19 protein-coding genes are annotated in these 20,869 nt (G+C 66.5%); 10 read left to right on the top strand and 9 right to left on the bottom strand.

What is annotated here, in order from left to right; translation table 11 throughout:
• Positions 1-381 precede the first annotated feature (381 nt).
• From FHG66_RS11785 to FHG66_RS11770, 4 genes are read left to right on the top strand one after another with little or no spacing between them, the layout of a single operon-like run.
• Positions 382-1,575, top strand: coding sequence for a sialidase family protein (locus FHG66_RS11785; RefSeq protein ID WP_139076983.1), 1,194 nt, complete (start codon positions 382-384; stop codon positions 1,573-1,575).
• The gene (gene pdxA / locus FHG66_RS11780; protein WP_139076981.1) at positions 1,572-2,525 is read left to right on the top strand and encodes a 4-hydroxythreonine-4-phosphate dehydrogenase PdxA; all 954 of its coding nucleotides are present in this window, start codon (positions 1,572-1,574) and stop codon (positions 2,523-2,525) included. Before FHG66_RS11785 ends, pdxA begins: the two co-directional genes overlap by 4 nt.
• A complete protein-coding gene (locus FHG66_RS11775) occupies positions 2,522-3,430 on the top strand; it encodes a dihydrodipicolinate synthase family protein (RefSeq protein ID WP_139076979.1) in 909 nt (302 codons plus the stop codon). Before pdxA ends, FHG66_RS11775 begins: the two co-directional genes overlap by 4 nt.
• A gap of 14 nt (positions 3,431-3,444) precedes the next feature.
• A complete protein-coding gene (locus tag FHG66_RS11770; RefSeq protein ID WP_176556224.1) occupies positions 3,445-4,566 on the top strand; it encodes an iron-containing alcohol dehydrogenase in 1,122 nt (373 codons plus the stop codon).
• Here FHG66_RS11770 and FHG66_RS11765 read toward each other — a convergent pair.
• Entirely contained in the window at positions 4,548-5,300 is a 753-nt protein-coding gene (locus FHG66_RS11765; RefSeq protein ID WP_139076977.1) for a FadR/GntR family transcriptional regulator, read from the bottom strand. The genes FHG66_RS11770 and FHG66_RS11765 overlap by 19 nt on opposite strands.
• Complete coding sequence (locus FHG66_RS11760; RefSeq protein WP_218013832.1) at positions 5,297-6,334, bottom strand: four-carbon acid sugar kinase family protein; 1,038 nt, start codon at positions 6,332-6,334, stop codon at positions 5,297-5,299. The genes FHG66_RS11765 and FHG66_RS11760 overlap by 4 nt, the downstream gene beginning before the upstream one ends.
• A 403-nt stretch (positions 6,335-6,737) precedes the next feature.
• On the opposite strand from FHG66_RS11760, the gene FHG66_RS11755 reads away from it, so the two are divergent.
• From FHG66_RS11755 to gph, 5 genes are all read left to right on the top strand, one after another.
• Entirely contained in the window at positions 6,738-7,106 is a 369-nt protein-coding gene (locus FHG66_RS11755; protein WP_139076975.1) for a carboxymuconolactone decarboxylase family protein, read from the top strand.
• A 23-nt stretch (positions 7,107-7,129) separates the two neighbouring features.
• Positions 7,130-7,801, top strand: coding sequence for a regulatory protein RecX (locus tag FHG66_RS11750; protein ID WP_139076973.1), 672 nt, complete (start codon positions 7,130-7,132; stop codon positions 7,799-7,801).
• A gap of 242 nt (positions 7,802-8,043) precedes the next feature.
• A complete protein-coding gene (locus FHG66_RS11745; protein ID WP_139076971.1) occupies positions 8,044-9,153 on the top strand; it encodes a cytochrome-c peroxidase in 1,110 nt (369 codons plus the stop codon).
• Between the two features lie 1,093 nt (positions 9,154-10,246).
• The gene (gene rpe / locus FHG66_RS11740; RefSeq protein ID WP_139076969.1) at positions 10,247-10,945 is read left to right on the top strand and encodes a ribulose-phosphate 3-epimerase; all 699 of its coding nucleotides are present in this window, start codon (positions 10,247-10,249) and stop codon (positions 10,943-10,945) included.
• Complete coding sequence (gph, locus tag FHG66_RS11735; RefSeq protein ID WP_139076967.1) at positions 10,942-11,613, top strand: phosphoglycolate phosphatase; 672 nt, start codon at positions 10,942-10,944, stop codon at positions 11,611-11,613. The genes rpe and gph overlap by 4 nt, the downstream gene beginning before the upstream one ends.
• 71 nt (positions 11,614-11,684) lie before the next feature.
• Here gph and FHG66_RS11730 read toward each other — a convergent pair whose 3' ends face one another.
• From FHG66_RS11730 to FHG66_RS21590, 7 genes are all read right to left on the bottom strand, one after another.
• A complete protein-coding gene (locus tag FHG66_RS11730; RefSeq protein WP_139076965.1) occupies positions 11,685-12,227 on the bottom strand; it encodes a GNAT family N-acetyltransferase in 543 nt (180 codons plus the stop codon).
• 280 nt (positions 12,228-12,507) lie between these two features.
• Complete coding sequence (locus FHG66_RS11725) at positions 12,508-13,266, bottom strand: SIR2 family NAD-dependent protein deacylase (protein ID WP_139076963.1); 759 nt, start codon at positions 13,264-13,266, stop codon at positions 12,508-12,510.
• A 599-nt stretch (positions 13,267-13,865) separates the two neighbouring features.
• A complete protein-coding gene (locus FHG66_RS11720; protein ID WP_139076961.1) occupies positions 13,866-14,783 on the bottom strand; it encodes a DUF808 domain-containing protein in 918 nt (305 codons plus the stop codon).
• Positions 14,784-14,951: 168 nt separating this feature from the next.
• Entirely contained in the window at positions 14,952-17,216 is a 2,265-nt protein-coding gene (locus FHG66_RS11715; RefSeq protein WP_139076959.1) for a xanthine dehydrogenase family protein molybdopterin-binding subunit, read from the bottom strand.
• Positions 17,217-17,230: 14 nt separating this feature from the next.
• Positions 17,231-18,244 carry an FAD binding domain-containing protein gene (locus FHG66_RS11710; protein ID WP_139076957.1) on the bottom strand — a complete coding sequence of 338 codons (1,014 nt, stop codon included), beginning with the start codon at positions 18,242-18,244 and terminating at the stop codon, positions 17,231-17,233.
• A complete protein-coding gene (locus tag FHG66_RS11705; RefSeq protein ID WP_246082575.1) occupies positions 18,241-18,708 on the bottom strand; it encodes a (2Fe-2S)-binding protein in 468 nt (155 codons plus the stop codon). The genes FHG66_RS11710 and FHG66_RS11705 overlap by 4 nt, the downstream gene beginning before the upstream one ends.
• Positions 18,709-19,734: 1,026 nt before the next feature.
• The gene (locus FHG66_RS21590; protein ID WP_176556223.1) at positions 19,735-20,115 is read right to left on the bottom strand and encodes a hypothetical protein; all 381 of its coding nucleotides are present in this window, start codon (positions 20,113-20,115) and stop codon (positions 19,735-19,737) included.
• A gap of 300 nt (positions 20,116-20,415) precedes the next feature.
• Here FHG66_RS21590 and FHG66_RS11695 point away from each other — a divergent pair.
• On the top strand, positions 20,416-20,869 hold a 454-nt coding region (locus FHG66_RS11695), incomplete at its 3' end, for a general stress protein (protein WP_218013831.1).

Genomic DNA, 20,869 nt, shown 5'->3' with positions numbered 1-20,869 from the left:
AGAAGCCGATGACGAGGGGCCGGAGGGCCTGAGCGGGCGCCCGGACCACGCCAGCGGCCTCGGCCGCGTGCTTCGCGACGGCGGCGTTCCAGCCCAGAGCAAGGGCCATCGGCGCAGATCGTCCGAAGTCTCCGGTCACATGCTCCTCCGCTCCGGTCATCCTCCATGCCCGGCAGTCCAACCATGAGGCAGTAAGGTTATCTTGTCAACGCATTCGCCTTGCATGGCCTGGTCTTTCTAGAGGTTGGATAATAAAACACTGAATTCGTTCTGATAATCGTTCGTGGAGCTTCTGTAGCGCTGCGAAACTTCCAAAGTTCAACTTGACAACATAGCAAGCGACGTGATCGTGGGTCCTGTCCAGCGTAGGAGGAGACGGCTATGGACCCAGAGGCTATCGCCACAGCGATGACCGGCGACCTCCGCGAAACCGCGCCTAGTCGGCATGAGGCCTTCCTGCCCTCGTCAAAGATCCAGAACCATGCCGCCTTCCTTTCCCAACTGCCCGACGGCGCCCTGATCTGCGCCTGGTTCGGTGGCACGCTGGAGGGCAAATCCGATATCTCGGTTCACGCATCCATCCTGCCCGAAGGAGCCATAACCTGGGGGCCGGCCCAGCCGCTCAGCGGCGACCCGCATCGGTCCGAGCAGAACCCGGTGATCTTCACCGCGCCCGACGGCGGGATGTGGCTGTTCCACACGGCCCAGCCCTCGGGCAATCAGGACGAGTGCCAGATCCGCATGGCCCGCCTGACCCGCGATCCGGCTGACCCGACGCTGATCTCGTCGCAGGAGGGACGTTTCCTCGACCTGCCGCTTGGCTGCTTCATCCGCGCCCCGGTGGTGGTGAGGGCGGATGGCGCTTGGCTCCTGCCCATCTTCCGCTGCATCCAGCGGCCAGGGCAGAAGTGGAACGGCAGCCATGACGTCGCAGCGGTCGGGGTCTCGACCGATGGGGGAGAGACCTGGGCGCTGGAGGAGGTGCCCGACTCCATCGGTTCGGTCCATATGAGCCCCGTGGCGCTGGGGGAGGGCCGTTACGCCGCCTTCTACCGCCGCCGCCAGGCCGACTTCGTCCACCGGTCCGAGAGCTTGGATGGCGGGCGTCGCTGGTCGGCGCCCGAGCTGACCGACGTTCCCAACAACAACTCGTCCATTGCGGCCATCCGGCTCGCCTCGGGCGAGGTTGCTATGATCTGCAATCCGTCGTCAGCCGCGACGTCGTCGGACCGGCGGGCCTCGCTCTATGACGAGTTGGGCGAGGACGACGCCCGGCCGGACGCCGACCCGACCGGCGGCTGCGTGCCCGTCTGGGGCGTGCCGCGCGCGCCGGTCGCGGTCTGCCTGTCCACGGACGGGGGGCGCAGCTTTCCGCGGCGGATCGTGATCGAGGATGGTCCCGGCACCTGCACCTCGAACGACTCCACCGATGGCCGGAACAAGGAGATGTCCTATCCCTGGCTCCTCGAAGGGCCGGATGGGACGCTTCACATCGCCTACACCTACCACCGCCGCGCGATCAAATACGTCCGCCTCGCGCCCGGATGGCAGCACGCAACCGGAGGCTTGTCATGAGCGACGTCATCGGCATCACCATGGGCGACCCGGCCGGGGTCGGCCCCGAAATCTGCGTCAGAGCGCTGGCCGAGATGGGCGAGGGCGACCGCGCCCGGACCCGGATCTACGGCAACCTGCCCACCCTCGAGGCCGCCCGGACGGCCCTGGGGATCGACATCGACCTGACTGGGCATGTGGTCGACCTGGCGGTCGAGGGCGCACCCCTGCCTTGGGGCCAACTCTCTCCCGTGGCGGGCGACGCAGCCTTCCGCTTCATCGAAAAGGCCGTGCGCGATGCGGAGGCGGGCGTCATCGGCTGCATCGTCACCGCCCCCATCAACAAGGAGGCGCTGAACGCCGCCGGCCACCACTACGACGGCCACACGGGGATGCTGCGGTCGCTGACCGGGTCCAAAGCCGCCTACATGCTGCTGGCCTCCGAGCGGCTCAAGGTCATCCACGTGTCCACCCATGTCTCGCTCAAGGACGCCATCGAGCGATCCACGACCGAGCGGGTGCTGGCCACGATCCGCGCCGGGAACGCGCATCTCAAGCGCATCGGCATCCCTGCGCCTCGCATCGCCGTCGCGGGGATCAATCCCCATTGCGGCGAGAATGGCCTGTTCGGGACCGAGGACGACGAGCGCATCGCCCCGGCGGTCGCGGCGGCACGGGCCGAAGGGATCGACGCAGCGGGCCCGATCTCGGCCGATACGGTGTTCCATCGCGCCTATGGCGGCGGTTTCGACCTCGTGGTCGCGCAGTACCACGACCAGGGGCACATCCCGATCAAGCTGGTGGCCTTCGACACGGCGGTGAACGTCTCGGTGGAGCTGCCGATTGACCGCACCTCTGTCGATCACGGCACGGCCTTCGACATCGCGGGCAAGGGCATCGCCAACCACGGCAACATGAACTCGGCCATCGCCTACGCCCGCAGGCTGGTCAGCGGAGGACGCGCCCAATGAGCTTTGCCATCCAGGGCGTCTACTGCGCCGCCGCCACGCCGCTCAAGGAGGACGGCACCCCGGATCTCCGCCTGTTCGGCGCCCATGCCAGGGCGCTGCTGGAGGAGGGTTGCCACGGCGTCGCGCTCCTCGGCTCCACCGGCGAAGCCAGCAGCTTCGGCCTCCGCGAGCGGATGGACCTGCTGGAGGCTGCGCTGGAGGCCGGCGTGCCAGGCGAGGCGCTCCTTCCGGGCACCTCGACCAACGCGGTGACGGATGCGATCGAACTGACCCGCCATGCCGTGCAGGCGGGCGTCAAGGGCGTCGTGATGCTGCCGCCTTTCTACTACACGGCCTTTTCGGACGAAGGGCTGTTCCGCTTCTACGCCCGCGTCATCGAGGGGGTAGCGGACGACCGGCTTCGGGTCCTGCTCTACCACATCCCCATGCTGACCGGCGTTCCGATCAGCCATTCGCTGATCGCCATGCTGCTCGAGGCGTTCCCCGACACGGTCGTCGGCATCAAGGACAGCGACGGTAAGATCGAGAACATGCAAGCCATGTCGGCCCGTTTTCCGGGGTTCGGTGTGCTGGCCGGGGCGGACCCGCTTCTCCTGCCGGTGCTCCAGTCGGGCGGGGCAGGGTGCATCACCGCCTCGTCCAACGTCGTCGCGCGCGAGTTGCGGATCGTCTACGACCACTGGAACGACCCCTCCAAGGCCGAGGAGGTCAAGGCCGCGCAGGACACCATCGTAGCTTGGCGCAACCTGACCAACGCCTATGTCCAGCTGCCCACCGTCAAGGCGATGCTCGCCCGGCGGCGCGACGACCTGGGCTGGCTCAACATCCATCCGCCCTTCACGCCGCTCTCCGAACCCGAGCGCGAGAAGGTCTGGGCCGAGATGGCCCGTCTCGAAGCGCTCTGAAGGGGGAGCCCGCGATGTCCCAATCCCGCATCATCACCCTGCACCAGCCCAAGCGGCTCGAGATCGGCGCAGGAGCTTCGGGGCGCGTCGGGGCCTGGGCCGAGGATGCGCAGCGCATCTTCGTCCTGGCGACCCCGCACACCTCGGGCTTCGTTGACCGGCTTGGCCTCAAGGGGCAGGTCTCTGTCTTCGACGCCATTCCCGGTGAGCCCGACATCCCGACCTTCGAGGCCGCCTTGGCTGCCGCGCGGGAGGCGCGACCCGACCTCGTCGTCGGGCTTGGCGGGGGTTCGGTCCTCGACGTGGCCAAGCTGGTCGCGGCGCTCTGGGACGGCGAGCAGACCCTCCGGGACGTGGCGGGGCCGAACCGTGTGGCGGGGCGGCGGACCCGGCTGGCGCAGGTGGCCACGACCGCCGGGACGGGCTCCGAGGCGGGCATCCGTTCCCTGATCACCGATCCTGGCGTCGGCGCCAAGATCGCGGTGGAAAGCCCCCATCTCATCGCGGATATCGCCGTGCTGGATCCGGAGCTGACCTACTCCGTCCCTTCAGCAGTGACGGCGGCGACCGGGATCGACGCCATGGCCCACTGCGTAGAGGCCTTCACCAACCTGAACGCCCATCCCGTGATCGACGGCTTCGCGCGCATGGGGATCGATCTTGTGGGGCGTTATCTTGCCCGTGCCGTCGCGGACGGATCGGACACCGAGGCACGGGAGGGGATGATGCTCGCCTCCTTCTACGGCGGGATCTGCCTAGGCCCGGTCAATACCGCCGCCGGTCACGCCTTGGCCTACCCGCTCGGGACGCTGCTGCACCTGCCGCATGGCCTCGCCAACGCGATCATCTTCCCGCATGTGTTGGCCTACAACCAGCCCGTGGCTGCCGAGAAGACCGCCGAGGTCGTCAGGGCGCTCGGGCTTGTGGAGCAGACCAGGGACGGCGATCTGCTCAAGGCTGCTCATGGCTTTTGCGCCCGATTGGGCGTGGAGATGAGCCTTGGGGCCCACGGTGCCACCCAGGATCAACTGTCCCGCTTTGCCCACGACGCCCATGGGATCCGTCGCCTGATGAACAACAATCCGCGCGAGATGACCGAAGGCGACGTCCTCGCCATCTACAAGGCCGCCTTCTGAGCCTCCTCGGCGACCGGTTCGCCTTCGGCGGGCCGACGACGCTCGAACAGTCGCTCGCGCGAGCCGGCCAAGTGCTCGCGCATCAACTCGCGCGCGCGGGTGCCATCGCGGGCATGAATCGCGGCGTGGATGGCAGCATGTTCGCCGAAGACCCGGGACAGTCCTGCGGCGTCCCGCTTGACCGAGATGCCGTGGAACCGCATCCCCACAGCGATGTGGTCCTTGAGCGCTTCGAGCGCGGTCGAGAAATACGTGTTCTCGGCCGCAATCGCGATGGCCAGATGGAACTCGAAATCAGCATCCTCGCGGTGCGACTGCCGGTTGGTGGCATCGCGCAGAAGCTCGAGCGCCGCTTCGATGGCGGCCAGGGTCGCGGGCCGGTGCCGTTCGGCCGCTAGGGCCGCCCCTTCGGGTTCAAGGGTGAGCCGGAACTCGTAGCAGTTGAGCAGATCGGACACGTTCTCGAGCTGGCCGAAGCCCAAAGGCTGCTTGAGCCCGATAGACCTGACGAAGCTGCCCGCGCCTTGTCGTGAATAGATCAGGCCCTGTTCCCTCAGGCGTCGCAGCGCCTCGCGCACGATCGGGCGTGAGACCTCGAACTCGGCCGAAAGGGCGTGCTCGGTCGGCAGGCGTTCGTCGGGCTTGTAGGCTCCGGACTTGATGGCCCTGTGCATCCGCTCGAAGACGACGTCGGCCAGGCTCTTGCGTCCCAGGCCGTCGGTTGCCGAACTCATTCGCGTGTCCCCCTGATCATGCCTGCAACCCGGGCCAACACACCGGCCTCGCCGAAGCCCCCGGACTTGGCGACGATGGTCAGTCCCAGCGCGCGTCCGACGGCGAGCCCTGGAAGGCATTCGCCCAGAAGTTCCAGACTGTCGATTGCTATGACCCCAAGGACCGCCTCGGCCGTCGCGCCACCGGTCACGACCAGCGTGTCGCACCGCCCAGGCACCAGCGGGGCGAGATGCTTCGCGAGGTTGGCCGCGACCACATGGGGCGCGAGAGGACGGTCGCCCGGCACCGCCTGAACGACAATGATGTCGGCCGCCGATCCGAGGGCCTGCTGCGGATCGAAGGTCCCGTTCGGGGCCGGCACGTGAAGGACGCCGTCGAGGGATCGCAGGGCATCGACCTGCGACAGAGTGATCGGGTCGCGGGACCCGACCACCATAAGGCCGGACGGACCGGCCAGTGGGGGCGCGGTCGCCTCCTCGCGTCCCGTCATCCGGCGCGACAGGGCTTCTGCGAGCCCGCGCGCGCCGACCAGCAGGTCCCCTGTGTCGGCCTTGTCCAATTCGGCCCGCATCGCCTCATGGCTGACGACATCCGGGATGCGGCTGCGCTCCGCGAAGCGGCCCAGCAGCGGTGCGATGGGAATGGCCTCCGTGACGCCGAACCCCGTCACGGCCCCGTCCTTAACGACCCGACCGAAGTCCACGATCGCTGGAATGACCAACGCGCGTGTAACGTCAAGCGCCGAAAGCTCGGCCTCGATATGGCCCTTAAGGCGCGAGTCGATCTTCTTGAAAAGGCGGGTTCCCGGCGGGAGCGTCGCAACGGCCCTGGCCACTGCTGACTGGGCGTCCACTGGTGACAACTCGCGCGACTGGGTGCTGATCGCCACCACAGGACAACCTTGCGCGCAGGCCGCCGCGGTCGCGGCTGGCGAGAGGGCGACCATGACCCGCATCCCGCGCCCAGCGAAGGGAGCCGCGGAGTCGAGCGCCCCGGTCAAGTCGTCGGCCAGGATGGCGAGCAATGGGGACACGGTGATGGTCTCACGGGAGATGTCAGGGGCTTCTTCGCGACCATCTCGGACAGAAACAGCATCGACAAGAGGTTTTGCCTGATCGAGTAGCTTCCGTTACAACCGTGTGACAACTTGACCCTGCTTGATCAGCCTGTTGGTTAGGGTGAGTGGGTTGTACCTCAGGCTGAGGGTGCGGATAGTGCAGCTATCCCCGGGCCTTTCGGGGCCCACGCCGTCCGCCCGGTAAGATCGCAGTCCATCCAGCGGCCCGGACAAGCAGGACCGGTCTGCAGAATGATCCGCTGCGTCCCCAGTCCTTGCCGGGGCCTCCCGCCGTTCGGCCGGAACCACACCTCGCCCGTCACGGTTGCTGCCGCAGGTCGGGTCGGCTGCCTTGGCCGACAGCAACGGAGGCCCTCCAATGACCATCGCTCCTGAAGAGCTTCCCTCAGGCGCCAGCGAAGTGGCGCAGGCGTTTCCGGAAGTGTGGGCTGCTTACGCCGCGCTGGGCAAGGCTTGTGCCGAGGCTGGTCCGCTTGATCGGCGCACGGCCCGGCTGGTCAAGCTTGCGCTTGCCGTTGGTGCCCAGTCCGAGGGCGCGGTGCACTCTCATGTCCGCCGCGCGCTGGCCGATGGGCTGCATCCCGAGGAGCTGAGGCATGTCGCCATCCTTGCTATTCCGACGGTCGGCCTCCCGCAGGCTGCAAAGGGCCTGACTTGGATCGAGGACATCGCAGGCAGGGGAGCCGCGGGGTCGCCACCGGGCCTGCACAGGATGGATCGGTCCTAGCGGTCGCGACGGCGCCTATTCCCATGGCTCCTCGCTTCCCACCACGCGGCGATCAGCCCGATCCACGCGACGCAACCAAGCCGTCGCAAGGGCCTGCGGCGGCCAAGCCACTCACCGCGGCGCGGATCAGGAACATAGCCGAACACTACGTGGGCCAGCGCGAAAGCAGCGCCCAGATGCTCCGGGACGTGCTCGAACGCAGGCTCCTGCGCCGGCTGCGGTCGCTCGCCCCCGAGGTAGCCGCCGAGGAACGCGCCACGGCCCTTGCCTTGATCGATGCAGAGATCGCGCGCCTGCAGGAGGCGGGCATCATCCAGGATGCCCGATACGCCGAGATGAAGGCGCGAACGGCCCTGTCCTCGGGTCGGGGGGCACGGCGCATTCTCCAGGATCTCGCGCGGAAGGGCGTGGAGCAGGATACCGCGCGCGGCGCTCTTCTCGAAGCGGCCCGTGAGATGGTAGACCCCGAGGAGACAGACCCGGAGGGAAGCGACCTGCTCCGGGCGGCAGAGGCGGAGGCGGCCGACGTCTTTGCCCGAAAGCGGAGGTTCGGTCCCTACCGGACCAGGGCCGTCCCGGAGGACTGGTCCGAGCGGTCCAAGCTTTGGCGCAAGGAGGCGGCTGCGATGGTGCGCGCGGGCTTCGGAGCGGACACCATCCGCCGCGTGCTGGACCGCGCCCCCGACGAGGAATGAGTTTGTAGGCCTGGAGACATGTCGGCCAAGCGCCGAGGCACGGAGGACCGAGCGCCGGTCGCTTACTTGGCCTGCGATCTCCTGAGCTGGCAGCCAGTGCCAAGCTTCACTAACGTCCAGGGAAGCCCACGGGGTGACGTTGCGTCGCTTCGCTTGACTGGAAGATAGGCCGGAGGTTTGATCGCATTACCGTGAAGGCCGACTGGAACCAGCATATCCGGCGGCCATGGAAAGGTCTCATCATGTCCAGAATCGCTGTGCCCCTTGGGGCCTTGCTGGTTTTGTCGTTTGGCGTTGCATTCGCCCAAGGTCAGGAGACGACCCCTTCCGATGACGTCGTGCCGGCTTATGGAACCGACGAGGATCTGCGCCGTGCCGCGCAGGACCTCTTCGATGTCGTTCTCCCAGCCGCGCCGCCCGCTGATGAGGCAGAGGCCGCCCGGCGCGAACTGGGGGCCAAGCTGTTCTTCGATCCGCGTATGTCGTCCTCGGGCCTGTTCTCCTGCCAAAGCTGTCACAACGTAGGCTTGGGTGGTGTGGACGCGCTCCCGACGTCCGTGGGGCATGGCTGGCAGAAGGGCCCGCGGAACGCGCCCACGGTCTACAACGCGCTGTTCAATGGTGCCCAGTTCTGGGACGGGCGCGCCGCTGACCTCGCGGAGCAGGCCATGGGGCCGGTCCAGGCCGCGGTCGAGATGAACAACACTCCCGACCAAGTGGTGGCCACCCTGAACTCGATGGAAGCCTACCGGGAACACTTCATCCAAGCCTTCCCGGGCGAGGTCGATCCGGTAAGCTTTGCCAACTTCGCGACGGCCATCGCCGCCTTCGAGGAAACCCTGGTCACGCCCGGGGCAGCTTTCGACCGCTGGCTCAATGGCGACGATGCGGCGCTTTCTGCCGAGCAGAAGCAGGGGCTCGGTCTGTTCATGGATGCAGGCTGCGCGTCCTGCCACAACGGTATCAACGTAGGCGGCCACGACTATTACCCCTTCGGCGTCGTCGAGCGGCCTGGGGCCGAGGTGCTCCCCGAAGGTGACCGAGGCCGATTCCAGGTCACCGAAACAGCAGCGGACGACTACGTGTTCAGGGCCGCCCCTCTCAGGAACGTGGCGCTTACGCCGCCCTACTTCCATTCGGGTGCCGTCTGGTCGCTGGAGGAGGCCGTGGACATCATGGCCACTGCGCAACTCGGCACTGAACTGGCAGAGGCCGATATCGCCGCAATCACTGCCTTCTTGAACGGCCTTACCGGAGAGCAGCCGCAGGTCGCGCATCCGGTGCTGCCCCCTCGGACCGATGAGACGCCGCTCCCCAACCCGTTCGACCTGCCACTCGACGCGATCCGTTAAGGGAACCTGGTCAGCCAGTGCCACTGAGAAGCTATAGCCTGCGCAGGACCGCCCTTGGTTCTGCGCAGGGTTCCCGCAATCAGAGATGGCTGGGCCATCTGGGTGTGCAGTTGTCGCTGATCTCCCCCGCCGATCACGTCGCCCTAGGTAGGACTCCGTTGAGCTTGGCATGCCCCGCCCTGCGCGTCACTGACGTGTGCTCGGCCTGACCTGAGCGTCCCGAAACAGCTACGATCAAGCCTGACCGTACGCAGTCAGGGTTATGCCGTGTCGTTGCAGGTGGACCATCCTCCGGTCGGCTCCGAGATGGTGAGACGTCAATGCTTGGTCTCTGGCGCGGGGAGAGCGCTGTCTGCTCCATTCTTGGGGAAGGAAGCTGCGGCCGGGCTGGGACACTGGCCAGCCCGCTTGATCGGTCAAGGCGTGGCGCTGATGTGCCCGGCACGCACTCGACGAATCTGCATCGGGTTGGCCAAAAGCTTGCTCGGCGCGGACGCCTGCGGGGAGGACTTGATCCGTTGGCTGCCTCGTTTCAGGTCGTCTGACCTGTACCGGACCCGGCCAAAAAGAAACGGCGGCTTCCCAGGGAGGAGGGTCGCCGCCGTCCGGCATGAGCACACCCTGGGAGGAGGTAGGGGTGCCGTTCCGATTAGGTTGCGACTAGGCCGGGAGGAGGATGGCCCGTCGTTGAGTAGAACATCGTCTCGATGCTGCAGTTGCACAACCCAGCCATCGCGCAATGCTGCGATGCCAAGAATGCATGAGCAGTCCGGGCTGCTGCCTAGTTCCTGTGCGCCTTGTTCTTGATAGAGGCACGCTCTGTCCCGACATCGCTCGATCTGCTTCGCGGAGTGACAGGGATGATCTGGCCGGACCTTCGCTTTGTGAACGGACGCGCATGGTCGACGCCGAGGGTGCCACGCCTTCAACCAAGGCCGCTCGATGCGATGCATGCCGGGGCGGACGCTCCGCGGCCGCAGGATCGACAGCTTGACGCCGCCGCCCTGAGCGGCATCAAGGGTGGGACCTGAGAAGCCGTTGGGCGTTCCAGGACCCGACCGATGTGCAGGCCGGACAGCCTGAAGGAGATGCCATGACCTTCGATCGATCCATCAAGATCGCCCCTTCGATCCTGGCCGCCGACTTTGCCGCTTTCGGGGCGGAGTGCGAGGCGGTCGAAGGGCAGGGTGCGGACTGGGTTCATGTGGACGTGATGGACGGACATTTCGTTCCCAACATCACCTTCGGACCACAGATGTGCAGGGCCCTTCGTCCTCACATCCGGGGGACCATGGACGTCCATCTGATGATCGCGCCCGTGGACGCCTACATCGACGCCTTCGCCACGGCAGGAGCGGACATCATCACGACGCATCTGGAGGCCGGCCCCCATGTCCACCGCACCCTGCAGGCCGTCCGGGCGGCCGGCTGCAAGGCCGGGCTCGCTCTCAATCCCGGCACGGGAATCGATGCCCTGGGTCATCTTCTCGATGACGTCGACCTTGTGTGCGTCATGACCGTGAATCCCGGCTTTGGGGGCCAGAGGTTCATCCAGTCCCAACTGGCCAAGATCCAAGCCCTGCGGGCCATGATCGGCGACCGCCCCATCCATATCGAGGTGGATGGTGGCGTGGACGCGGTGACGGCGCCTCTCGTCGCGCGGGCCGGGGCGGACGTGCTGGTGGCGGGATCGGCGGTGTTCAAGGGCGGCTCGGTCGCGGACCCGACCCCTTATGGGACCAACATCCGCGCCATCCGCGCCGCCGCCGAGGGGGCTCGGACCGCCACATGACCCCGCCTTCAATCATCTTCGACTTGGATGGCACGCTGATCGACAGCGCACCGGCCCTCCACGCCGTTGCCACGCGGCTCCTCGGCGCCGAAGGCATCGAGCCACTGCCTCTGGCCACGGTCCGCGGCTTCATCGGCAACGGGGTGCCCACGCTGGTGTCCCGCATCATGGAAGCGGTTGGCCTTCCGGCGGACGCCGCGTTGCACAGGCGGCTGACGGAAGCCTTCGAGGCCGACTATGCCGCCGATCCCGTGGCCCTGACGCAGCCCATGCCGGGAGCCATCCCCGCGGTGCACCGTCTCCGCAAGGCTGGCTGCGCCATTGCGCTTTGCACCAACAAGTCGGAGGCCCCGGCGCGGGATATCCTGAACAGCCTTGGGCTGATCGACGTCTTCGACACCATCGTCGGCGGCGATAGCCTCGCAGTAAGAAAACCCGATCCGGCGCCACTCCTGCTCGCCTGCCGGCGGCTGGGTGGCGGACCTTGCGTTTCGGTCGGCGACGGAGAGGTGGATGCGGAGACGGCACGGGCCGCCGGTCTGCCCTTGCTGCTGTTCACCGGAGGCTACAGGCGCCGTCCCGTAGGCGAACTGTTCCACACGGCCCACTTTGACGACTTCGCGGATCTGCCCGGCCTTGTGCTGGGCAACGCCGTTACGCTGACCTGAGCCACAGCTGCCGCGGCGACCTGGACGACTCGGCCGTTAGCCTTCCGACAGCGTCGGGCAATGGGTACGCGTCACTGCACGGCAGGCGTCAGAACCTGCGGCTCGGGAGTACGCACCTGGTCGAGAGCCCGGTGAAGCTCGATCTCGGAGTACACCTCGCCGTCCTCGGTGCGCATCCGGGCGCCCGCCTGGGACACAAGGCGCAAAAGAGCCGTGTTTTCCCGCAGGCAGACCAGATCGGCGGTCTTGAAGCCTCTCTCGGCCAGGACCACCAGTCCTTCCTCGAACAGTGCTCGTCCCAGTCCCTGACCCTGATAGGGGTCCTCGACGGAGATGGCGACTTCGACATGGCCCGGCGAGGTCGCATAGGCTTCGAGCACGGCCCGAACGGACCCATCCTCCACCAGTTCCAGCAGCAACTCGGGTTCGGCACGGTCGGCCAGGCGGTCCAAGGCCTCGGTCGACAACTCGCTCATGAACCTGAGCCGTCGCGAGCGGGCGCCAAGGCTGCGGTAATGGCCGCGCAAGTGCGAGCGAATGACGGTCAGGTCCTCGGACTCTCCCAAAAGGAGCAAAGGGCAAGGACGTCGGGCGGGTGGCAGGATGCCAGGCATGACCTGTTCCGATGGAAGTTCGGGGCGAAGACTTGATCTCCAGATGTGGCCGAAATGGGGCAGCGAAAGCCCTGTTTCTGCAATGCAGCATTGATCTGGGTGGATAGCTGGGTCCTGCAGCTAACCGAATATCCAGTGGTGTCCCGTCCGCTCAGGCAATGAGTAGGGAAATCAGCCTCGGCGTGGGCGGGGGCCAGCGGAAACTGCAGCGTTCAGCAGATCAGGGGTGTTCCCGAGCAGATTCCCAAGCCCTACCGAGCCTATCAGTCGGTTGGTGGACTCAGAGCCCTGACCCGGACCACGCCGCCATCCAAGCCGTTACGATCTCGTCCAACTCGCCCGCCGCCTTGGCGGCCGGCTTGTACAACGTGCGGTCGAACTGCCGCGGCGCGACCATCCCGCGAACGAAGTTCTCGGGCGCGACCGGCTCGAGGTTGTTGAGAACCTTGCGGCATTTCAGCTGCTCGGCGATGCCGCCGATCGGGACGACGGCTCCGTCCGTTCCGATCACGACCAGAACGTCGTCGCGGCGCAGGGAGCCCAACACCTCCCACATGGGCTCGTAAAGGGGGGCAGGCTCGTTGAAGAAAACCACGTCGGGCTTGACCTTGTCCTTCGATCCGCAGGCTGGGCAGCAGTCCATTGAGGGATCCCACGCTGTCGTCCCGATATCCCATACGGTCTCGCAGGCCTCGCACCTCATCCGGGTGAGCACTCCGTGGACGTGAAGCACGTCACTGGCGCCCGCCCGCTCCAGCAGGTCGTCGATGTTCTGGGTGATGAGGGTCGTCTTGAAGCGTGACTGCCAGCTTGCCAAGAGCCGATGCATCGCATGCGGCTGCACCTCGGCCAAGGCCACGCGGCGGGCGTTGTAGAAGCGGTGTACGCTGTCGCGGTGGCGTTCCCAGGTCAGGTAGTTGCAGACCTCGTCGATCCGGTGGTTCTCCCACAAGCCATCGGACCCACGAAACGTCGCGATCCCGCTGTCTGCCGACAGACCGGCTCCGGAGAAGACCACCAGATGGCGTTCATGGGGCATCGGAGATCCTTTTCAGCATGGCTGGTAGCGTTGGGGTTCGGCGGAATGCGCCGAGGTTCCCTTGGGCAGGATCAACAGGAAAGGCGCTGAACGCAATCGGTCAGGTCTGCCCAAGCTGTGATGCGGTGCCAGACGCGTTCCACTAGGCCAGTGCGCTATGCGCCGATCCTCCAGGAGCATGGGTTATGCAGGAAGGATACGCTCCAAACCAACGATCTCGGCGGTTCTCGCTGCTCCACGACGTTCCTGCGCTGAACTCGGTTTCCAGTTAGCCGGTCGGCCGGGCTCCCAGGGCGGAAAGCGGTTCGGCTGACGCGCCGGCCGCTTCTGGGTTTTTGCTGCGTGCTGCCGGGAGTTGGTCGCAGTCATGAGCCCTGGCCAAGGGAACCCCCGATGTCCCACCCTGCGGCCATGGCACCACGCAAGCCCCCAAACATCCGCGAACCAGCCCACCGCCAAGCTCATTGAAAACTAACAGCATAAGGCGACCGACCAAACATGAGCGGCGGCGAGCCTCCCAGATCTCATCTCTCCCGGTCCTTCGACAAGGCAATTCGGTGGCCTCGGACCATCGGTCATTCTTGTCGCGGCCTCGCATCTCACGCAGGCCGGACGATCCTGACTGCGGCAAGCAGCAGCAGCCCGGTCGCTAGCCCCACCACCGCCGAGGCGAGGGCTACGACGATCCAGTGCAGGGCTGCCGAACCGGACACTGCACCCGCCGCGAATTCGATGGCTTCGTCGGGCCGCTCGATCCCGAACTCTGCCAGCCCGTGAATGAGAAAGCCTCCTCCTACCCAGAGCATGGCGAGGACGCCGGCCGTGCTCAGGACGGCCAGCACCTTGGGCATCCCGCGCACGAGCCCGCAGCCGACGCGGTGCAGCAAGCCGGTCCGCCCACGCGCCAGCGCCGCCCCGATGTCGTCAGCCTTCACGATCAGGGCCACCGCGCCATAGACTCCGGCCGTGATCGCCAGCCCGGCCGCCGCCAGCGCAAGGGCCCGCGTCAGCAGATCCGGGGCCTGGATAGCCGACAGGGAGATGACCATGATCTCGGCCGACAGGATCAGGTCGGTGCGGACGGCGCCCGCGACCATCTGGTCCTCAATGTCCTGGGAGGTGGAGCCTTGGACAGCCGCGTGCCGATGGGCTTTGGCCTTGGGCCGCAGCAGATCGGCCACCTTTTCCGCCCCTTCGAAGCATAGATACGCTCCGCCCAGCATCAGGAGCGGCGTGATGAGCCAGGGCCAGAACTCGCTCAGGAGAAGCACGCCGGGAAGCAGGAAGACGATCTTGTTGCGGAGCGATCCCATCGCGATCCGCCAGATGACCGCCAACTCCCGTTCCGCGGAAAAGCCGGTAACGTAGCGGGGCGTGACCGCGGTGTCGTCGATGACCACCCCGGCCGCCTTGGCCCCGGCCTTGGTGGCCTGCGCCGCGACGTCGTCGAGGCTGGCCGCCGCTGTCTTTGCGATGGTCGCCACGTCGTCCAGCAAGGCCACCAGACCCGATGCCATCGTTGCTTTCCCGTCCCAGAGTCGTTCCTGCGCCAAGCGCGTCCGCCGGAAAAGGTTCCGGCAGGAGTGTTCGTCAGCGCTGCAATGGCGCGGCCCAGATGTCTTGCCCTGATCTGCAATGGGCCGTTCCCTGGAAGGCGCAGGGCACCCGCCTGCCGTACCCCTAGGTCAGGTCCCGATCAGCTTGTCGATCGTGATCGGCAGGCTGCGATGCCGCTGGCCCGTAGCGTGGAAGATCGCGTTGGCGATGGCCGCAGCGGTGCTCACGATCCCGATCTCGCCCACGCCCTTGACACCCAAGGGCGTCACATCCGGGTCCGGCTCGTCCACGAAGATGACTTGGATGTCATGCACGTCGGCGTTCACGGGGATGTGGTATTCGGCCAGGTTGTGGTTCATCCACCGCCCAAGCCTGTTGTCACCCAGCGTCTCTTCGTGCAGGGCCATGCCCATGCCCATCACGACACCCCCCAGGATCTGGCTGCGAGCCGTCTTGGGGTTGATGATCCGTCCCGCCGCCACCGCGTTCACGATGCGGGTGACGCGGATCTGGCCCAGTTCCTCGTCCACGCGGACCTCGGCGAAGACGGCGCTGTGGACGTTGCGCGAGCGGGTCATCTGGCTGATGCGGTCGGCCAAGCCCGGTTGGGCTGTCTGCTCCTCCTCGATGACCTCAAGCCCGGCCGCCTGCATCGCATCGGCACAGCTGACCGCCTTGGACGGGTCGCTCTTCAGGATCATGCGTCCGTCCGCGAAGATCACGTCCTCGATAGACCGCGCCGCGTGCAGAGGCTGGCCGTCCACCTTTTCGGCGGCCTTCAGGAGGCGCTTGCCTACGGCCTCGCAGGCCAGCTGCACCGCCGCCCCACCCGAGGCTGCTGCGCGGGAGCCGCCCTGAACCGGTGAGTGCGGCAGGTCGCTGTCGCCGATCCTCACGCTGATGCGGTCCGGCGGCAGGCCGAGGGTGTCGGCCGCCACCAGCACCAGGACTGTCCCGGTGCCGGTGCCAATATCCGAGGTCGCGCTCGTGATCTCCAGCCGGCCATCAGCCGTCAGCTTGGCCTTGGCGCTGGTCTTGACGAACTCCGCGGTCCAGAGGCCGGTTGCCATCCCCCAGCCGATCAGTTCCCGTCCTTCCTTCATCGACCGAGGCTCGGGCGAGCGGCTGTCCCATCCAAAGGCGGCGGCGCCGTCGCGATAGGCCTCGCGGAGCGCCTTGCTGGTGAACGGCGTCCGGTACATCGCATCGATGTCCGAGTAGTTGAGCAGCCGGAAGTCGAGCGGATCGACCTTGGCCTTGTAGGCCAGCTCATCCATCGCGATCTCGAACAGCGTCATGCCGGTCGCGGCGCCGGGTGCGCGCATGTCAGCCGAGGTGTAGGTGTCGCGTGGGGCGACGCAGTATTCGCCCTTCATGTTGGGGCTGGCGTAGTTGATCATGCCCCAGATCACGATGTCTTCCATGTTGTTCTCGAAGCGCGAGGTGGAGGTGGTCGCGTCTCCGTCGATCGAGGTCAGCTTGCCCGTCGCCTCGGCCCCCAGCCGGATGGTGTAATCGGCTTCGGGGCGGTGGGCATGCGTGAACATCTGCTGGCGGGTCATGACCACCCGGACCGAGCGTTGCGTGTGCTTGGCCGCCATCACCGCAAGGTAGACCTGATACTGCGGGCGCAGGCCCGAGCCGAAGGCGCCGCCGACAAAGGCGTTCACCACCCGCAGCTCCTTCTTCGAGAACCCGAAGATGTTGCACAGGTAGCTCTGGACCCCCTGCGAGCCCTGGTTCTTGTCATAAACCGTGAGCGTGCCGTCGCCGTGCCAGTCCACCGTCGTCGCGTGCATCTCCATGGGATTGTGATGCTCGGTGGCGAGGTGATAGCGGGCTTCGTGTTTCAGCTCGGCCGCCGCGAAGGCTGCATCGGCGTCACCATGGTTCTTGGGCGGGTGATAGCTGTTGCGCTTCTTCGACGGGAGAAACCGTTCGGCCAGGGACGCCTCAAAGTCGATATTGTGCGCGGCGGCCTCATAGCTGACATCCACGAGGCTCGCCGCGAAGCGGGCGGCTTCGAAGGTTTCGGCGAGGACCAGCGCGACGGGCTGGCCACTGAACAGGATATGCTCGCTTTCCAAGGCCCGGAAGGGATCGCCGGGGATGTTGAGCTCGTCCTTGTAGTTGCGGTCGAGCCAGGGGGTGCTCGGGCGGTTGCGATGGGTCAGCACCTCGACCACGCCCGGCACGGCCCTCGCGGCCGTCTCGTCGATGCCGGTGATCCGGCCGCGTGCGATCCGGCCCGAGACGATCACCCCATAGAGCATGTTCGGAACCGCGTATTCGGCCGCATAATGGGCCTGACCCGTGACCTTGTCAGGGCCGTCCACCCGGTCGAGCGGGGTGCCGATGCCGACCCGGATGGGTTCGTGGCGGGTGTCGGGCATGGGTCCGCTCCTTCTCAGGCGATGCGCTTGTCGGTCTGGGATTGTGGCGTGCCCGCGGCCGCCTGCTCCAGCGCGCGAACGATTGCCTTGCGCGCCATCGGGATCTTGAAGTCGTTTGCGCCTTGGCCCTTCGCGCCGTCGAGCAGCACCTCCGCCGCCCGACCAAAGGCTTCCCGGTCCGGCGAGACGCCCAGGAGGATGTCCTCGGCCTCCTCGCGGCGCCAAGGCTTGTGCGCGACGCCCCCGAGGGCGATGCGCACCTCGGCGATCCGGTTCTCTTCCAGTCGCATGGCGACGGCGACCGAGACCAGCGCAAACGCGTAGGACAAGCGGTCGCGCAGCTTGAGGTAGCTGTAGTTCGTGCTGAACTCCTCCGGTGGGAGGTCGATGCCCGTCACCAACTCGCCGGGTCGAAGCGTATTGTCGCGCCAGGGCTCATCGCTGGGTAGACGGTGATAGTCCGAGAAGGGAATGACGCGATCCCCTTCGGCGCCAGTCACCCGGACCTCGGCCTTGAGGGCGGCCAAGGCCACGGCCATGTCGGACGGGTGCGTCGCAATGCATTGGGGGCTGGTGCCCAGGATCGCATGGATGCGGTTCACCTCGCCCAACGCGCCGCAGCCCTGACCGGGGGCCCGCTTGTTGCAAGGGGTGCCGACGTCATAGAAGTAGTAGCACCGCGTCCTTTGGTTGATGTTGCCCCCATTGGTGGCGGCGTTGCGCAACTGCGCCGTCGCCCCCGCCAGGATTGCGGAGGACAGCAGCGGATAGCGGGCCCGAACTCGTTCGTCGTAAGCCGTCTCGGTGTTGGTCGCGAGAGCGCCAAGCCGGAGGCCGCCCGCCTCGGTCTCTTGGATGTCGGCCAGGGGCAGACGGGTGATGTCCACCACGCGGGTCGGCCTCGCGACATTCTCCTTCATGAGGTCCACGAGGTTGGTGCCGCCAGCAAGGTAGGCTACCTGCTCGCCCGAACCCTCTCGCACCGCCTCGGCCAAGTCGGTCGGGCGGGCATAGTCGAAACGGATCATGCCCGCTCCTCCGTTTCCAGAATCTCGAGGATCGCGTCCGCGATGTTGGTGTAGGCACCGCAGCGGCAGAGATTGCCGCTCATCTGTTCGCGGACCTCGTCGCGCGTGCGGGCGTGTCCCTCTCGGATCAGGCCTTCGGCTGAACAGATCTGACCCGGCGTGCAGTAGCCGCACTGGAAGGCGTCGTGCTCGATGAAGGCTGCCTGAAGAGGGTGAAGGTTTCCCGGCTGGCCCAGCCCCTCGATGGTGGTGATCTCGGACCCGTCCAGCGTCACTGCGAGCTTGAGGCAGGAGTTCATCCGCCGGCCGTCGATCAGCACCGTGCAGGCCCCGCACTGGCCGTGGTCGCAGCCCTTCTTGCTCCCCGTGAGGTGAAGCCGCTCGCGCAGGAGATCGAGAAGCGTCACCCAGGGTTCCAGCGACAGCCGGTGCTGCTCGCCGTTGATGGTGATCGCGACCGGCACCGTGCCGATAGGCGTCGAAGCGACCACTGGGCCCGGGTCGTTTTCAAGGGACAGGGCGGCCCCGCTCATGCCGGGAACTCCTCGACGCTAGCGGACTCGGGAAAGGGCATGCCGTCTGCAGAGGCTGACGTCTGCGTCCCGGCGCCCGACGCGGACCAGGTACCAGCCCCCCCGGCCTTGACGAGCCTCATCCGGGGAATGATGCGCGGTCGCATGACCGAGGCAAGCTGCTCAAAGTGGGGACAGTCGTGCAAAACGGTCATGGACCCTCTCGGGATTTGTGGTCAACACACTCGAAAGCTGGCCGCCTCGACCCACGGGAGGCAGGCGCCCACTCTCCGTCTCGGATGCCGGGGTCCATGTCGGTCCCAACGATGATCAGCCCTCATGGCGACGCTAGGGCTGGTCACCGGGCTGTAAGCGCATAGCGGGCCGTCTTGTTCCAGACGGAGGCAGGCAGGGCTTTGCCGTCACCTGAGTTGGCGGGGAATTCTGACATGGCCATCCGGCAAACATCGTGCGATTTCACGTTAAACTCGAAGGTTGAGCCCATATTCCTGCTCTCCAGCCGGACGACGCTCGTCTGATTGATCGGCAGCCGCCTAGTGTCCCTATTGTGCTGGACGGCGCACGGCTCGGGATGAAGATCGCCGACGAACGCGACGCGATGAGTGGGATCGAAGCTATGTCGGCCCAAGGATAGGGGCTTAGTCAGCTCGCCATCCGGGGACGCCTCGGAGGACGTCTCCGCCGCTACTCGAGTTCCCCCGATCGGCCGCGCGCCACGCCTGAGGCGCTCTGACGCCGCGTGACCGGGCCAAGGTCGCTCGCTGAGTTTTCTACAGGTTTCCGAACCCGTTCGCCAAGCGGCCGCGGACGCATACGTCGTGGCCTTGGTTCGATGGTTCGTGTCCGACCCCGCGGGAGGCCTGCCTCGCCGGACGGGTCGGGCATCCGTGGACATGACCGCGCCATCGGAAATGATGGCGCGGTTGGGGGGTTCGTGGAACCCCTGACCGTGATCGCTTATTCGGTCGCGTCGGTGGCGGTACCGGTGGCGGTGCCATCGGTCGCCGTACCGGTGGTGGCGGCTCCATCGGTGGCGGTCGCGCCGTCCGTGGCTGTCGCCCCGTCCGTGGCAGCCGCTCCGTCGGTCGGGGTCGCTGCACCGGTCGTGGCGGCCCCGTCGGTCGCCGTCGCTCCTCCGGTCGTGGTGGTTTCCTCGGTCGCAGCAGCGGGGTCGGTCACAGCTGCAGCTTCGTCATCGGCGCCGAACAGGCCAAGAAGCCATCCCAACAGGAGCAGCAGGACGATCGCTCCGAGCACCCACCAGAGCCAGCCCATGGAGCTGCTCCGCTCCGTCGTGGTCACCTTCGGGTCGCGGTAGTCTTGCGGTCCGTTTGCCAAGGTCGATCTCCTTCTATCGCCGGAACTGCATGCTCCGGCCTCACGGACGCACAATGTCGTCCGTGGCCCCAGGTTCCGGATCAGTTGCATGGGGCAGGGCCGCAGCGCGGTGAAACCGGCCATGCCGTCGGCGGAGACAGGCCTAGGCCGGCGTTCCGCCATGCCTTGCCTGAACGTAATCGCACCGGCCGATGAAACCGCCCGGCGGTCTAGGTGTTGTGCCCGCGAATGACACTCTTGCGGGAGGCAGGGACATTTGTCCCGACAGCCTGGCCTGCCGGACCTTACAGGAGCCACACCATGCAACGTGCTGTGACAGCCATCTACCGAACCGCCGAAGTCGCCGACCTGGTCCGGAGGGATCTCGAGCAACTCGGCGTCGGTCGCCACAACATCACCATCCTCCCCGACCCGACCGACGCCGGTCTGTCCACCTCGAGCGATCAGGGCTATGACAACGGCCTTCTGGATCGCCTCCATGACCTCGGGCTCCCCGATGAGGACGCCCGTACCTACCAGCAAGCCCTTCAGAATGGGGACTATGTGGTTTCTGTCGATGCCGACGACAATGACGACCTTGCGCGCATTCAGGACGTGATGCGTCGTCCCGAGGACGCCTATGACCTCGACGAACTCGACACCCGCTACAGCGACGCCGAGTTCATTCCCCGCCAGCAGGCGGCCTACGCCGACACCGGGTCGATGTCGCAGTCGGGCGGCGTGGGAACGGCGGGCCTGGGCCAGATGGGCGGCG

Source organism: Rubellimicrobium rubrum, assembly GCF_006152115.1.
GTDB lineage: Bacteria > Pseudomonadota > Alphaproteobacteria > Rhodobacterales > Rhodobacteraceae > Rubellimicrobium > Rubellimicrobium rubrum.
The sequence above is the reverse complement of the archived record's forward strand: the minus strand, read 5'-3'. Positions and strand labels throughout refer to the sequence as shown.